This is a genomic window from Falsiroseomonas oleicola, from assembly GCF_019029495.1.
Taxonomy (GTDB): domain Bacteria; phylum Pseudomonadota; class Alphaproteobacteria; order Acetobacterales; family Acetobacteraceae; genus Falsiroseomonas; species Falsiroseomonas oleicola.
In genome coordinates, this window is record NZ_JAERQM010000005.1 from 203,353 (window position 1) to 218,993 (window position 15,641).

Here is a 15,641-nt window from a genome sequence, read left to right on the forward strand (position 1 = left end):
CATGGCCGGTGGGGTCTTCGGCGGCAGGAAGGGCGGCGGTGGGCGCCGTGGCGCCTATCGGCCGATGAGCGAGATCAACGTCACGCCGCTGGTCGATGTGATGCTGGTGCTGCTCATCATCTTCATGGTGGCGGCGCCGATGCTGACGGTCGGCGTGCCGGTGGACCTGCCCCGCACCCAGGCCAGCAACCTCAACCAGGAACAGGAACCGCTGACCATTTCCGTCACCGCCGAAGGCCGCGTCTTCCTGCAGGAGACGGAGGTGACGATGGAGGCGCTGGTGCCGCAACTCCGCGCCATCATGGACAGCAACCAGCGCCAGCCGGGCCAGCCGGAACGCCGCATCTACGTGCGCGGCGACCGCGCCATCAGCTATGGCCGGGTGATGGAGGTGATGGGCACGGTCAGCTCCGCCGGCTTCTCCCGCGTCGCGCTGCTCGCCGAAGCGCCCCAGGGCGCCGCCGCCCGTCCGGCGGGGCGCTGAGGCCCGGCCTTGAGTGCCACCACCTTCCTGCCCGGGGATGATGACCGCGCGCTGCGGCGCTGGGCGGCGATTTCGCTCGGCCTGCATGTGGCGCTGGGCGTCGCCGGGCTTCTCTATGGCTATGTGAGGCCGCTGCCGCCGCCGGTGGAAATGGCGGTCTCGGTGGAATTCGCCTCGCCCGAGGCCCCGTCCCAGGCGCAGGGCGAGCAGCCCGGCCCGGCCGCGCCCACTCCGGCCGTGCCGGCGCCGCCCGATCCCGCGCCGATGCCGCCGACCCCGGATGCGCCGACCAACGCGCCGCCGCAGCCGACCCCGCCGCCGCCCCCGCCGCCGCCGGCCCCCGCCGCGCGGCCGGTGCCCGGCCCGACCGCGCCTGCCCTTGCGCCGCCGCCGCCCGCCGCGCCGGCCAGCCCGCCGGTGACGGCACCGCGCCCGGCCGCGCCGCCCCAGGCCGCCGCCCCGGCGCCATCGCCGCCGGCGCCCGCGACGCCACGCCCCGCAGCCTCCGCGCCGCCGCCCGCGCCGGCTGAGCCGCTGCCGATTCCGCCGCCGCCGCCGCCATCGCCGGCCCCGATGGCCCCCAACCCGGCGCCGCCCGCACCGGCCCGGCCGCCGCCGGCCGCGCCCGCCACCCCGGCCCAGGCGCGCCCGACTCCGCCGGCCCCGACCCCGCCCGCGCCGCCGGCCCCGGCCGCCGCTGCGCCGGCCGCGCCGGCCAATGCGCCTCCGGCGCAGACCGCCGTGCCGCTGCCGCCCCCCCCGGCGCCGCGGCCGCCCACCCCGGTGACGACGCCCGGCACCAGCACCACCCCGCCGGTGGCACGGCCGGAGGAACGTTCGACCAGCGTGCTCAACACGATTGAACGCCTGCGCCAGCAGCAGGCGGCCAACCGCCCACCCACCGCACGGCCGACGCCGCAGCAGGCCCGCCCCTCCGCGCCCGGCGGCGCGCCGAATGCGACGGACCTGCTGAATGCGGGGGAACGCGCGGCGGTGGGTGAGCGGGTGGGCGAATGCTGGCGCGTCGACCAGGGCATGCTCGGCCTGTCGGAGATGCGGGTCAGCCTGGTCGCGATCGTCGATCGCGGCGGAATCATCCGAAATGTGTTGCCCGGACCCGATGGCGTGCCGAGCGAAGCGCGCGCCCGTGCGTTATATGAGCAGGCGCGGCGCGCGCTGCTCGACCCGGCCTGCAGCCCGCTGCCGGTTCCGGCCGGGCGCTTGCAGGCGGGTGAGAACCGCTTCCAGTTCAATTTCTCGCCGAGGGGATTTCTGCGATGACCATGCCGGCTTTCGGCTTCACGCGGCGCAGGGTGTTCGCGGGCGCGGGTGGATTGGTGGTGGCCAGCCTGCTGCCGGATTTCGCCCTGGGCCAGCAGGCGGCCTCCACCCAGACCACGGTCATCGACGTGACGCGGGCGCGCACCGATCCGGTGCCGATCGCCGTGCCCGACATGGCCGGCGCCAGCCCCGATGCGCAGCGCGTCGGCCGCGACATCGCACGTGTCATCCAGGCCAATCTGCGCAATTCCGGCCTGTTCCGGCCGGTGGACCGGCAGGCCTTCATCCAGACGCCGGAGACGGCCGCGGCCAATCCGCGCTTCCAGGACTGGCGCGTGATCGGCGCCCATGCGCTGACCACCGGCCGGGTGGAGGAATCGGGCGGTCGCCTGCGGGTGGAATTCCGGCTGTGGGACGTGCTGGCCGACAGCCAGCTTCAGGGCACCGCCTTCACCGCCCCGGCCGCGCAGTGGCGCCGCATCGCGCATCTCATCAGCGACGTGATCTATGAGCGTCTGCTGGGCGAGAAGGGCTATTTCGACACGCAGCTCGTCTATGTGGCCGAAAGCGGTCCGCGCGACCGCCGCACGCGGCGCATGGCGCTGATGGACCAGGACGGCGAGAACCACCGCTTCCTGACCGATGGCAGCTTCCAGGCCCTGACGCCGCGCTTCCACCCGACGGCGCGCCAGGTCGCCTTCATGTCCTATTTCCGCAACCAGCCGCGGGTCTATCTGTTCAACCTGGACAGTGGCCAGCAGCAGGTGCTGGGCAGCTTCGGCGGCATGACCTTCAGCCCGCGCTTTGCGCCCGATGGGCGCAGCGTGATCCTTTCGGCCAGCCGTGGCGGCGATGCCAATATCTTCGTCGTCGACATCGCCTCCCGCCGCGAAAGGCAGCTCACCTCCGGCGGGTCGCTGGATGTCTCGCCCTGCTATTCGCCGGACGGCACGCAGATCGTGTTCAATTCGGACCGGGGCGGCGACCAGCAGCTTTATGTCATGTCCGCCGATGGCGGGGGCGCGCGACGCATCTCCTTCGGCAATGGGCGCTATGCCACGCCGGTCTGGTCGCCACGCGGCGACCTGATCGCTTTCACCCGCATGGCCGGCGGCCAGTTCGCCATTGGCGTGATGCGGCCGGATGGGTCCGGGGAGCGGATCCTGAGCGAGGGCTGGTCGATGGAAGGCCCGACCTTTGCGCCGAATGGCCGCGTGCTGGCTTTCTACCGTGAGACGGCGGCGCGCGATTCGCGGGGTGGCGGCTATTCGTCCCGCCTCGCGCAGATCGACATCGCCGGCTTCAATGAACGCCAGATCGTGACACCGACCGATGCATCCGATCCGGCCTGGAGCCCGTTGCTGTCCTGAGCATGTGTTATTTACTGTTTCGACGGCACCAATGCGGTGGCAATGCGGCGTCTGCCATGTTGCTGCCGCACAAATAGTTGATCATATCGCGCCCGAAGCCGGCCGCCCCGACCTGCTTCGCCGCCCAACCCTGAAGGATCCCGATCCGATGACCACCAAGCTCCTCGGCGCGCTTGCCGCCGTGGCCCTGCTCGCTGCCTGCGGCAGCGGCACCGAGCAATCCTCCGCCGCGACCGGCGGTGGCGCCGAGACCACCGCCACCGGCCCGCGCCCGGGTAGCCAGGAAGACCTGGTGGCCAATATCGGCGACCGCGTTTTCTTCGACACGGACCGCGTGACGATCCGCGCCGACCAGCGCACCGTGCTGGACCGTCAGGCCGGCTGGCTGCAGCGCTTCCCGCAGGTGCAGATCGCCGTGGAAGGCCATGCCGACGAACGCGGCACGCGCGAATACAACCTGGCGCTCGGCCAGCGCCGTGCCAATTCGGCGCGCGACGTGCTGGTGGCCGGCGGCGTCGCCCCGGCGCGCATCGACACCATCTCCTACGGCAAGGACCGCCCGGCCGCGCTCGGCTCGAACGAGCAGGCCTGGTCGCAGAACCGCCGCGCCGTCACGGTGGTGCGCTGAGCCAATCGGGGGCGGCGCCGGTGACGGCGCCGCGCCCGATCATGGCCGCCTCGATCACGGCAACTTCCCTGGCGTGACCCTGGCCCCGGATGCGGTGCTGCCGTATCCGGGTCTGGCGTCCCCGGCATGAATGAAGGAGCCCGCCATGCGCCTGATCCGATCCGCCCTGTTCGGCGCCACGATGGCGATCGCGGCCATGGCGACGCCGCTGCCCGCATCGGCCCAGATGGAAAGCCGCGAAGGCATCGCCCTGCAGAACCAGATCCTGCAGTTGCGGCAGGAGATGGAGGTACTGCGCCGCGCCGGCCCCGCCGCCGGCCTGCCGGCACCGCAACCCGCACCTTCCGCCCTCGGCGGCCGGCCCACCGCGCCGGGTGGCGCGCCACAGGGCGACCTCGTGGGGTCACTGCTGGAGCGTGTGCAGCGGATGGAGGAAGACCTGCGCAACCTGCGGGGTCGTGCCGACGAAGCCGATTTCCGTGCCCGCGCTTTGCAGGAAAGGCTGGAGAAGCTGGAAGGCGATATGGATTTCCGCCTGCAGCAGCTTGAAGGGCAGCGCCAGGGCAATGCCGCGCCGCCGGCCCGCCCCGGCGCGCCGGCTGCCCCGGTGGCCGCCGCCACGCCGCCCCCCGCGCCGCCCGCCGCCGCCCCGCGTACGCCACAGCGCGCCCTGGCCGAGGGCCAGACCGCGCTCGGCCGGCGCGACTGGGCCGCCGCCGAGGCCGCGGCGCGGGAGGTGATCGCGGCACGCGACACGGCCCGCGCGCTGGATGCGCAGATCCTGCTCGGCAATGCCCTGGCGGGAAAGCGCGACTTCGCCGGTGCCGCGGTGGCCTTTGACGATGCCTTCCGCCGCAACCCGCGTGGCAGCCGGGCGCCGGAGGCCATGGTCGGCGTCGCCAATGCGCTGATCGGCCTGAACAACAACCGCGATGCCTGCGCCCAGCTCAACGACCTGCGCGGCCGTTTCCCCAATCTGAGCGGGCCGACCGCGACACGCGCGACCGAGGCGCGGCGCCGTGCCCAATGCCGGTGATCCGGACGCCGCCGGGGCTGGGTCTAGAGATTATCACGATAATTTGAATTTAGTAAACGCGCCGCTCTCGGCGCGCGACTTCGACGCCGCCATGGCGCCGCTCGGGCCTTTCGGTCCCTCTCCCTTCCTCATCGCGGGTGTCTCCGGCGGGCCGCACAGCCTGGCCCTAGCGCTGCTTCTGGCGCGCTGGCTGCGGATGCGTGGCGGGGCGCTGCTGGCGGGCATCGTCGATCACGGGCTGCGGCCGGAAAGCGCGGCGGAGGCAGCGCGGGTCGCGGCCTGGCTGGCCGGGCAGGGCATCGCCGCCCGCATCCTGTCGCTCGGCCTCGCGCCCGGGGCGGCGGCGCAGGCGCGGGCGCGGGATGGCCGGCTGGCGGCGCTGCTGGGGCTGGCGGCGGAGGTCGGTGCCGGCTGGGTGGCGCTCGGCCAGCACCGGGCGGACCAGGCGGAAACCCTGCTGTTGCGGGCGCTGGCTGGCAGCGGGCCGGTGGGGCTGGCCGGCATGGCGGCGGCGCGCACGGCCGGCGCCGCCCTGCTGATCCGCCCCCTGCTCGGCGTGGCGCCGGCGCGGCTGGAGGCGGTGGTGGCGGCGGCCGGCCTCGTGCCGCTGCGAGACCCTTCCAATGCCGATCCGCGCTTCACCCGCGCCCGGCTGCGGGCGGCGCTGGCCGATCCGGCGGGGCAGGGGGCAGGGGTCGCGGCGCTGGAGGCCGCCGCCGATGCCTTCGCCCGCCGCCGCCAAGCCCAGGATTCGGTCGTGGCGGCGCGGCTGGCGGCGGCGGCGACCATTTCCGAGCACGGCTTCGTCCGCATCGATATGAAGGCGCTCGGCCAGGATGCCCTGGGCGCGGCGGCCCTTGCCGGGCTGGTCCGGATGGTCGCGGGCGCCGCCTATGCGCCCTCCATCACCGCCGTCAGGGGCCTGCTGGCGCGGGGCGCGGGCACGCTCGGGGGGGCACGGCTGGTGCGCGGCGGGCTGCTGCTGCGGGAGGCTGCGGCGATGGCGCCGGCGATTCCCGCGCGGGACGGGGCGCTGTGGGATGGGCGCTTCCGGCTGAGTGGCAGCGCGCCGCCCGGGCTGATGCTGGGCGCGCTGGGCGCGCTGGGCGCGGCGGCGGCCGGCATGGCGCGCCCGGCCGGGCTGCCGGCGGCGGTGGCACGGACCCTGCCGGCGCTCTGGCGTGACACTGTGCTGGTCGCCGTGCCCGCACTGGCCTATCCTTCTTCCGACATCCGCCTCGGCATCCGGCTGCGCTTCGCGCCGCTGGCCGGCGCGGCGGGGTGAGGCCGGTTGGCCGGGGTCCATTCGCGTGGTTGCATTTAACGGGATGGAAGCCGGCCTGGTCGCACCTATCTGTGAGTGTGTGGCGGCCCATTCTTCGCGGGCTGGCGAAGTTCATCCGGGTTAGCCCCAAAGGGATGCAAACGTGAATAATTTTGGCCGGAATCTGGCGCTGTGGGTCATCGTGGCGCTGCTGCTGGTGGCGCTGTTCAACCTGTTCCAGCCATCGAATGGCGGCACCCGGGCGGCGCAACAGGTCGCCTATTCGGATTTCCTGAATGAGGTGAATGCCGGCCATGTCCGGGATGTCACCATCCAGGGCCGCACCGTCACCGGCCAGCTCAGCGACGGGCGCAGCTTCTCAACCTTCACGCCGGAAGACCCGCAGCTGGTCAGCCGCCTGACGGATAAGGGCGTGCGCGTGGTGGCGCGGCCGGAGGAGTCGGACGTCAATCCGCTGTTCCAGATCCTGATCTCCTGGTTCCCGATGCTGCTGCTGATCGGCGTCTGGATCTTCTTCATGCGCCAGATGCAGGGCGGCGGCGGCCGGGCCATGGGTTTTGGGAAATCCAAGGCCAAGCTGCTGACCGAGAAGCAGGGCCGCGTCACCTTCGACGACGTCGCGGGCATCGAGGAAGCGAAGTCCGAACTCGAGGAGATCGTGGAATTCCTCCGCGACCCCCAGAAGTTCCAGCGGCTGGGCGGCAAGATTCCGAAGGGCGTGCTGCTGGTCGGCCCCCCCGGCACCGGCAAGACGCTGCTGGCGCGCTCCATCGCCGGCGAGGCCAACGTGCCCTTCTTCACCATCTCGGGCTCCGACTTCGTCGAGATGTTCGTGGGCGTTGGCGCCAGCCGCGTGCGCGACATGTTCGAGCAGGGCAAGAAGAACGCCCCCTGCATCATCTTCATCGACGAAATCGATGCCGTGGGCCGTCACCGCGGCGCCGGCCTCGGCGGCGGCAATGATGAGCGTGAGCAGACGCTGAACCAGATGCTGGTGGAGATGGACGGCTTCGAGTCGAACGAGGGCGTCATCATCATCGCCGCGACCAACCGGCCGGACGTGCTGGACCCCGCCCTGCTGCGCCCGGGCCGCTTCGACCGCCAGGTCGTGGTGCCGAACCCCGACGTGAACGGCCGCGAGAAGATCCTCCGGGTCCATATGCGCAAGGTGCCGCTGGCGTCTGACGTGGAGCCGAAGACCATCGCGCGCGGCACGCCGGGCTTCTCGGGCGCCGACCTCGCCAACCTGGTAAACGAGGCGGCGCTGCTGGCGGCCCGCACCGGGCGCCGGACCGTCGGCATGGCGGAGTTCGAGGCGGCCAAGGACAAGGTCATGATGGGTGCGGAGCGCCGCAGCCTGGTCATGTCCGAGGATGAGAAGCGGATGACCGCCTATCACGAGGCCGGCCACGCCCTGGTCGCGATGCATGAGCCGGAATGCGACCCCGTCCACAAGGCCACCATCATCCCGCGCGGTCGCGCGCTGGGCCTGGTGATGTCCCTGCCGGCCGGTGACCGCTATTCCAAGCACAAGTCCAAGATGAAGGCCGAGCTCGCCATGGCGATGGGCGGCCGGGTCGCCGAAGAGCTTATCTTCGGCCCGGACAAGGTCTCCAACGGCGCCTCAGGCGACATCAAGATGGCGACCGACATGGCCCGCCGGATGGTGACCGAATGGGGCATGTCCGAGAATCTCGGCATGATCGCCTATGGCTCGAACGACCAGGAAGTGTTCCTCGGCCATAGCGTGACGCAGTCGAAGAACCTGTCGGAGGAAACCGCCCGGAAGATCGACGGCGAAATCCGCAGCATCATCGACGGCGCCTATGCCCGCGCCACCAAGGTGCTGTCGGAGAATGTCGACGAGCTGCACCTGCTGGCCAAGGGCCTGCTGGAGCACGAGACCATCTCCGGCGACGAGATCAAGCTCATCATCAAGGGCGAGCCGATCGTCCGGGTCCGCCCGGATGAGCCGGTGAACCAGGGCCGTGGCAGCGTGCCGACCAGCGGCCGGCCAACGCCGCGTCCCAGCGCCGGTCCGGGGCTTTCGCCGCAGCCGGGCGTCTGAACCGCCTTTTCACCAGTCGCTGGAACGGCCCGCCTCGGCGGGCCGTTTCGATTCCAGCCATAGAGTGCTTGGACCACCTGCCCGGCCGGGGCATCGTTCCCGGCCGGTGCCATTGGGGAACCCCGAGTCGTGAATGAAACATGGGTCGAGCCGCTCGGGCTGGTCGATGGCCAGGCGGCCGCCGCGGCGCTGGCGGTGGACCTTGCCCTGCCACTGGCGGGTGGGCCGCTGGCCTTCACCCTGGTGCGGCTGATCGGCGCGGATGTGCCGCCCACCCCGCTGCCGCTCTCCGATGTGCCGGAGGCCTGGCAGGCGAAGGTGCTGGCCCTGACCCGGCCGCTTCCGCGCTTCGCCGGGCTGGAAATGCCCTGCGAGGCCGGTCGGCCGCTGGTGATGGGCATCATCAACGTCACGCCCGACAGTTTCTCGGATGGCGGGCGCGGCGTGGCGGAATCGATCGCCGCCGGCCATGCCATGCTGGAGGCCGGGGCCGACCTGCTGGATATCGGCGGGGAGAGCACGCGCCCCGGCTCCAACCCCGTGCCGCCGGAGGAGGAATGCCGGCGCGTGCTGCCGGTGATCCGTGAATTGGCCAAGGCCGCGACCATCAGCGTCGATACCCGCAATGCGGCGACCATGCTGGCGGCGCTGGAAGCAGGCGCGGAGATCGTCAACGACATCACGGCGCTGCGCCACGACCCGGCGGCGGCCCGCGTTTTGGCGCGGTCGGAGGCCAGCGTGATCCTGATGCACATGCTGGGGGAGGACCCCCGCACCATGCAGCAGGACCCGCGCTATGGCGATGTGGCGCTGGAGGTGGCGCAGTTCCTGGCCGATCGGGTGGCAGCGGCCGAACGGCTGGGCCTGCCGCGCGACAGGCTGGCGATCGACCCCGGCATCGGCTTCGGCAAGCGCGTGCCGCACAACCTGGCGCTGATCGAGCGCCTGCCGCTGCTGGCCGGCATCGGCTGCCCCATCGTCTTCGGCGCCAGCCGCAAGCGCTTCCTCGGCACGCTGGCCGGCGTCGAGACGCCGTCGCGGCGCGTCGCCGCCTCGGTCGCCGCGGCGCTGGCGGGGGGGGCGCGGGGGGCGGCGATGTTGCGGGTGCATGATGTGGCGGAAACGGCGCAGGCGCTGGCCGTCTGGCAGGGCCTGTCCGGCGGTGCGGAGGAGGACGAGGACTGACCGCGCGGGTCCCTGGGCGCCGGGACCAGGCGGCGGATTTTCGGGTTGTCTTCGAAAGGCGGTTCGGTTACGCGAAAAACGGTATGTTCCGTAACCGGGCCAGCCCACGGCGCGCAGGAGTGCCACCGGCCCAGGCCCGACCCAATGCGCCGCCACGACGCGGCATGGGCCGCCACAGCGCAGGGAGCCCGGCATGACGCCGCTCAGCCTTCGCCTTTTCATCCTCCCTTGCCTGCTGTTGGCCAGCCCCGCGCGCGCCGAATGGCGTGTGCCGGATTGCACCGCTCTCGTGCGATGGGCGGAACAGGTGAACCAGCATGCCGGCCTCACCCTGCGGCTCGGCGGGCGCGGCATTGGTGAACAGGTCCTGCCTGGCCTGATGCGCGCGCCGGTCACGACCGAGACCTTCGGAAAGCCGGTGGAGGATTGGACGGAGGCGGAGGCCCAGGAGGCCGGGCGCATCATTGGCCGGTGTTCGATGCAGCCGGAGGGCCGGAGCCAGCGCAACCTTCTCGGCCAGGCGGGCCAGATCGCGCAGCAGACCCAGTGGCTGCTGACCCAGCGCGGCCGCAGCCGGCGGGCGCTGACCCAGGCGCTGGCCGAGCTGGAAGCCCAGCCCTTCGCGCCGCAGATCATGCCCTTCCTCGCGGCGCTGCCCGCCGCGGGCAACCCGGCCGGCTACCGGATGGCGATGGCCACCCTGCGCGGCATGCCGCCAGCCCTCATCCGGCCGGCGCGGGCCGCAGTGGGAAGCGTGCCCTTTCTTCTGCCCCCCGACATCGATTCGCTGCTGCGCCCGGCGGTGGAGGCGCAGCTTGCCAGCCGTCGGGTCGCGCTGCGCCAGTCGCTGATCGACGCCCTGGCCGAGCTGCCCGGTCGCCCTGACGGGCTGGTTCAACTCGATCGGGGTCCGCCGCCGGCGCTGCGCGACGCGCTGGATGAGGCGGGCCGCGCGGCCCTGGCCGAGGCGACGGCGGCACGGCGCCTGGCGATCCTGGTGGAAATCGAAAAGACGCTGGAAGAACGGATCGCGGCGGCGCCCGCCGATGCCGATGGCTTCCTATGGCTTGCCGCCCTGTCCGATGACTCTGCTTATGCCGCCCTGCCGGAGGTCCGGCGGGCGGCGCTGGATGCGACCATCGCCGCCCGCGCCGCACCGCTCGCCCCCGTCGCGGCGGAGGCGGCCCTGGCGGAGATCGCGGCCCTGCCGCGGGATATGAACCGGCTGCCGCGAGCCCTGCACCTGATGCAGGAGGTCACGGCGGGGCTGGAACGGCATGGTGGCGCGGAGTTGGCGCGGCGCTTCGCCGCGGAATCGCGGCAGGCGGTGACGGCCCTGGCCGATGCCGCCCTGCCGGCCTTCGTGGCCTTCCTGGAAAGCCGCCCGGCCGATGAGACCACGCTCCGGAACCTGGGGCGACCGCCCCGCTTCCTGCGTGACCTGGTGGAGGCCCTGCCGGAGGCCGGCGGCCGCTACCAGGCGGTGATCGCCGCCCGCCAGCAGACGATCGCGAATGAACTCGCCGCCGCCGCCGCCGCCGAACATGCCAGGCAGGAGGCGGCGCGGGCCGCGCGGGCGGCGGAGGTCGCGGCGGAAGCGGCGCGGGAGGCCGGGCCGCTCATCGGGCGCCGCTACCGGGCGCTGGATGGCACGCTGGAACTGGAATTCCTCGATGCGACCCGGGTGCTGGCGACCCATGCCGGCCGCGACCTGACCGTGGCCGGCAGCTATGAGGAGATTGCCGGCAACCGCGTCATCATCACCCTGCCGGAGCAGAATTTCGTGGTCACCCGGGCCGGAAAGCGGCTGGATGGCGGCCGGCTGGTGCTGGAGCGCATGGCGACGCCCTGACCGGCGCTTCCCTCACGGGTGCCACCCCAACGGGCGGCGATGTCAAAGCGCGATGCGGTCGTTATAACCGACCGCATGAGCGCACCGCCCCGCAAACTCTTCGGCACCGATGGCATCCGTGGTACGGCGAACCGCCCCCCCATGGATGCCGGCACCGCCCTGCGCCTGGGCCAGGCCGCGGGCCGCTTCTTCAACCGCGGCAGCCACAAGCACCGCGTCGTCATCGGCAAGGATACGCGCCTGTCCGGCTATATGCTGGAACCGGCGATGACGGCGGGCTTCGTCGGCGCGGGGATGGATGTTATGCTCGTCGGCCCGCTGCCGACCCCGGCCATCGCCATGCTGACCCGCAGCCTGCGCTGCGACCTCGGCGTGATGATCTCGGCCAGCCACAACCTCTATGAGGACAATGGCATCAAGCTGTTCGGGCCGGATGGGCTGAAGCTGTCGGATGCCCAGGAAGCCGAGATCGAGGCGCTGATGGATGCGCCGCATTTCCTCGACTCGCTGGCCGCCCCCTCCAAGCTCGGCCGCGCCAGCCGGCTGGAGGATGCGCCGGGCCGCTATATCGAGGCCGCCAAATCCGCCTTCCCGCGCGGCCGCAGCCTGGAAGGGCTGCGCATCGCCGTCGATTGCGCGAACGGCGCCGCCTACAAGGTCGCGCCCACCGTGCTGTGGGAATTGGGGGCGGAGGTCGTCACAACGGGCGTCTCACCGGATGGCTTCAACATCAACCGCGATTGCGGCGCGACCGCGCCGGGGCGGTTGGGGGAGCTGGTGCGGGAACGCCGGGCCGATCTCGGCATCGCGCTGGATGGCGATGCGGACCGGCTGGCGCTGTGCGACGAGCAGGGGCGGATCATCGATGGCGACCAGATCCTGGCCACCATCGCCGGCGCCTGGCATCGGGATGGCCGGCTTGCGGGCGGCGGGGTGGTGGCCACGGTGATGTCGAATCTGGGGCTGGAGCGGCATCTGGAGGGCCTCGGCTTGGCGCTGCACCGGACCAAGGTGGGCGACCGCTATGTGGGCGAGCGGATGCGGGAGGCCGGCTGCAACCTGGGCGGCGAGCAATCCGGCCATGTGATCCTTTCCGATTTCGCCACCACGGGTGACGGTCTGCTGGCCGCGCTCCAGGTGCTGGCCCTGCTGGTGGAGGAGAAGCGTCCGGCCAGCGAGGTGTGCCGCCGCTTCACCCCGCTGCCGCAGCTTCTGGAGAATATCCGCTACACCGGCCCCTCGCCGCTGAGCGATGCGGAGGTGATGGCGGCCATCGCGGCGGCCGGCACGCGGCTCGGCGCGCGGGGGCGCGTGCTGGTGCGGCCCTCGGGCACCGAACCGCTGATCCGGGTGATGGCGGAGGCGGAGGATGCGGCGGAGATGCGGGCGGTGGTCGCGGAACTGGCCGGGCTGATCCGCGCACGGGCGGCGGCCTCTGCCGTGAAGAAGACGGTTGCCGCCGAATGAGTGGGGCGCGCAAGGGTCGCGTGCTCGTCTGCGCCGGGTCGGATTCCGGCGGCGGGGCGGGCATCCAGGCGGATATCAAGGCGGTCACGGCGCTGGGCGGCTATGCCGCGACCGCCATCACCGCACTGACGGCGCAGAACACGCTGGGCGTGCAGGGGGTGATGGGCGTGCCCCCCGACTTCATCCGGCAGCAGATCCAGCTGGTGCTGGAGGATATCGGCGCCGATGCGATCAAGACCGGCATGCTGGCCGATGTCGCCACCATCGGTGCGGTCTGTGACGCGCTGGCGGCCTATGGCTCTGGCATCCCGCTGGTCGCGGATCCGGTGATGGTGGCCAAGGGGGGGCACCGGCTGCTGGCAGCGGATGCGGTGGCGACGCTGACGGAGCGGCTGCTGCCCATGGCCGCCCTGATTACCCCCAACCTGCCGGAGGCCGAGGCGCTGGTCGGCTTCGCGGTCACGGACGTGCCCGCCATGCACCGGGCGGCGGAGGCGCTGCTGCGGCTCGGCGTGCGGGCCGTGCTGGTGAAGGGCGGGCATCTGGATGGCGCGGTGCTGACCGACATCCTGGCGACGCCGGAAGGCACCGAGATCTTCGAAAGCCGCCGCATCGACAGCACCAGCACGCATGGCACCGGCTGCACCCTGGCCTCCGCCATCGCCTGTGGCCTGGCGCAGGGCATGTCGCTGCCGGCGACGGTGGCGCGCGCCCGCGCCTATGTCCGGGCCGCCATGCTGGCGGCGCCCGGGCTGGGGCAGGGGCATGGACCGCTGGGCCATGGTGTCACCATGGACCCGGCCCGATTGGAGAGACTTGTGTGAGAAGCTTCCCCTTTGTCACGGTGGACGTGTTCACCGACCGCCGCTTCGGCGGCAACCAGCTCGCGGTGTTTCCGGATGCGCGCGGGCTGAGCGACGCCGAAATGCAGGCGCTGGCGGCTGAGTTCAACCTCTCCGAGACCACCTTCGTGCTGCCGCCGGAGGACCCGGCCAATACCGCCCGGGTGCGCATCTTCACCCGGCAATACGAGATGCCCTTCGCTGGCCATCCCAATGTCGGCACCGGCTTCGTGCTGGCTGATCGCGCCGTGGACGGCCTGCTGCGCTTCGAGGAGATCGCCGGGCTGGTCGAGGTGCGGGTGACGGATGGCAATACCGACATTTCGGCGCCGCAGCCGTTGAAGCTCGGCGTGGAATTCGCCGCCGCCGATATCGCCCGCGCCGTGGGCCTGGTGGAGTCGGATGTGGTGGTCGCGAACCACGCCCCGGTCCAGGCCGGCTGCGGCAATCCCTTCGTGCTGGCCGAGGTGACGGCGGAGGCATTGGGCCGCGCCCAGCCCGATTTTGCCGCCTTCCGCGCGGTGCTCGGGGCGACTCCGGCGCTGGCCGGGCGCTTCGCCCTGTACCTGTATGTGCCGGAAGGGAAGACCGTGCGCGCGCGCATGTTCGCGCCGCTCGGCGGCACGCTGGAGGATGCGGCGACCGGCAGCGCGGCGGCGCCGCTGGCCGCGCTGCTGCTGAAACTGTCGGGGGCCGAGAGCGGCGCCTGGGACATCACCCAGGGCGTCGAGATGGGCCGGCCGAGCCTGCTGCGCACCACCGCGCGACGCGCCCCGGATGGCATTCGCGCCACCGTCGGCGGCGGCTGCGTGCCGGTGCTGCGCGGCGAGGCAACGTTGTGAGCGGGACGCGCAAACGCGGCGCCACGGTGAAGGCCCCCGGGAAAGCTCCCGCGAAAGCCCCCGCAAAGCCCCGCCCCGCCGCCGTGCCGGCCGAGGCCGCGCCGATCGAGGCCGGCGGGCTGCCGCCGGTGCCGAGCCAGCCGCCGGCCCCCCCGGTGGCGCCGCCCGCCGCCGTGCCGGTGCCGCCGGCGCCGCCCGGCCTGGCGCATCTGCCACTGCCCTTGCTGGTGATGCCCATGGGCCTCGGCGGTGTCGGCCTCGCCTGGCGGGAGGCCTCCGTCTCGCTCGGCATGCCGGGCTTTGTGGGGGAGGTGCTGCTGGCGCTGACCGCGCTGGTCTGGCTGCTGGTGGTGGGCGCGCAGGCGCTGAGGGCGCTGCGGCATCCGGAGGCGATGTGGGCCGAATTCCGCCATCCCGTGCGCGTGGCCTTCGCCGCGGCGCCGACCATCGGATTGCTGATCCTGTCCGGCGCCGTGCACCCCTATGCGCCCGGCTTTGGTGCCGCGCTGTGGTGCATCGCGGTGCCGCTGCACCTGGTGGTGGCCATGGGCATCCTGCGCCGGCTGCTGGCCGGGCGGGGGGAGGTGGCGATGCTGGCGCCGCCGCTGCTGATTCCCTTCGTCGGCAATATCCTGGCGCCGGTCTTTGGCGCGCGGATGGGCTTCCATGACGCCTCCTGGATGATCTTCGGCGTCGGGCTGCTGATGTGGGTCGCGATCACGCCGCTGCTGCTGTACCGGCTGATCGCCGGTCCGCCGCTGCCGCTCGCCATGCGTCCCAGCGTGGCGATCTTCCTCGCGCCGCCGGCCGTCGGCGCGCTGGCGGTGATCGCCCTGACCGGGGAGGCGCATAGCCTCTCCCTGACCTTCACCGGCGTCGCGCTGCTGATGGCGGCGGCGCTGCTGTCGCTGGCGCGGGAGTTTGCCTGGGTGCCCTTCAGCCTGTCCTGGTGGGGCTTCACCTTCCCGACCGCCGCCTTCGCCGTGCTGCTGATGGCGGAAGGCTTCCACCCGCTGCTGGCCGGGCTGGCGCTCGCCGTGACCACCGGCCTGACCGGCTGGATCGCCTGGCGCACCTTCGCCGCCGCCCGCGCCGGCGTGTTCCTGCGGCCGGAAGCGCATTGATCCACTCCCTCTCCCCCCGACGGGGGAGAGGGCCGGGGTGAGGGGGGCGTCGCCCTCTCATGCGCGCCCATATGCTGGGCGGCACTCCTGTTCGGCGCGCATGAAACGAGCCGGCTTGCGCGCCTGACGGCGCGGGTCTAACCCTTCCAGCGGGCCACGCCCCCCCACCGGGGCGCA

Annotated in this window: 13 protein-coding genes; all 13 read left to right on the top strand. The window is 72.4% G+C overall.

The genetic code is table 11. The annotated features are described in order from the left end of the window. The first annotated feature begins 1 nt into the window (after position 1). The 13 genes from tolR (at position 2) to JJQ90_RS17680 (ending at position 15,464) form a co-directional block, all read left to right on the top strand. Positions 2-484, top strand: coding sequence for a protein TolR (gene tolR, locus JJQ90_RS17620; RefSeq protein ID WP_216877557.1), 483 nt, complete (start codon positions 2-4; stop codon positions 482-484). 9 nt (positions 485-493) lie between these two features. Next, on the top strand, positions 494-1,765 hold the full coding sequence (locus JJQ90_RS17625) for a hypothetical protein (protein WP_216877558.1): 1,272 nt from the start codon (positions 494-496) through the stop codon (positions 1,763-1,765). Beyond that, positions 1,762-3,135 carry a Tol-Pal system beta propeller repeat protein TolB gene (tolB, locus tag JJQ90_RS17630; protein WP_230410771.1) on the top strand — a complete coding sequence of 458 codons (1,374 nt, stop codon included), beginning with the start codon at positions 1,762-1,764 and terminating at the stop codon, positions 3,133-3,135. The genes JJQ90_RS17625 and tolB overlap by 4 nt, the downstream gene beginning before the upstream one ends. Before the next feature lie 148 nt (positions 3,136-3,283). Then, complete coding sequence (gene pal / locus JJQ90_RS17635) at positions 3,284-3,763, top strand: peptidoglycan-associated lipoprotein Pal (protein WP_216877559.1); 480 nt, start codon at positions 3,284-3,286, stop codon at positions 3,761-3,763. Between the two features lie 145 nt (positions 3,764-3,908). Further along, positions 3,909-4,799, top strand: coding sequence for a hypothetical protein (locus JJQ90_RS17640; RefSeq protein WP_230410772.1), 891 nt, complete (start codon positions 3,909-3,911; stop codon positions 4,797-4,799). Between the two features lie 43 nt (positions 4,800-4,842). Next, positions 4,843-6,084, top strand: a complete 1,242-nt coding sequence (gene tilS, locus JJQ90_RS17645; RefSeq protein ID WP_216877561.1) for a tRNA lysidine(34) synthetase TilS — start codon at positions 4,843-4,845, stop codon at positions 6,082-6,084. A 142-nt stretch (positions 6,085-6,226) separates the two neighbouring features. After that, a complete protein-coding gene (gene ftsH, locus JJQ90_RS17650) occupies positions 6,227-8,152 on the top strand; it encodes an ATP-dependent zinc metalloprotease FtsH (RefSeq protein WP_216877562.1) in 1,926 nt (641 codons plus the stop codon). A 129-nt stretch (positions 8,153-8,281) separates the two neighbouring features. Then, positions 8,282-9,337 carry a dihydropteroate synthase gene (gene folP, locus JJQ90_RS17655; RefSeq protein WP_216877563.1) on the top strand — a complete coding sequence of 352 codons (1,056 nt, stop codon included), beginning with the start codon at positions 8,282-8,284 and terminating at the stop codon, positions 9,335-9,337. A 193-nt stretch (positions 9,338-9,530) separates the two neighbouring features. Then, entirely contained in the window at positions 9,531-11,189 is a 1,659-nt protein-coding gene (locus tag JJQ90_RS17660; RefSeq protein WP_216877564.1) for a hypothetical protein, read from the top strand. A gap of 75 nt (positions 11,190-11,264) precedes the next feature. Further along, positions 11,265-12,656: a phosphoglucosamine mutase gene (glmM, locus tag JJQ90_RS17665; RefSeq protein WP_216877565.1), complete on the top strand. Its 1,392-nt coding sequence runs from the start codon at positions 11,265-11,267 to the stop codon at positions 12,654-12,656. After that, complete coding sequence (thiD, locus tag JJQ90_RS17670) at positions 12,653-13,480, top strand: bifunctional hydroxymethylpyrimidine kinase/phosphomethylpyrimidine kinase (protein ID WP_216877566.1); 828 nt, start codon at positions 12,653-12,655, stop codon at positions 13,478-13,480. Before glmM ends, thiD begins: the two co-directional genes overlap by 4 nt. After that, positions 13,477-14,340 carry a PhzF family phenazine biosynthesis protein gene (locus tag JJQ90_RS17675; protein WP_216877567.1) on the top strand — a complete coding sequence of 288 codons (864 nt, stop codon included), beginning with the start codon at positions 13,477-13,479 and terminating at the stop codon, positions 14,338-14,340. The genes thiD and JJQ90_RS17675 overlap by 4 nt, the downstream gene beginning before the upstream one ends. Beyond that, entirely contained in the window at positions 14,337-15,464 is a 1,128-nt protein-coding gene (locus JJQ90_RS17680; protein WP_216877568.1) for an SLAC1 anion channel family protein, read from the top strand. The genes JJQ90_RS17675 and JJQ90_RS17680 overlap by 4 nt, the downstream gene beginning before the upstream one ends. Positions 15,465-15,641 lie beyond the last annotated feature (177 nt).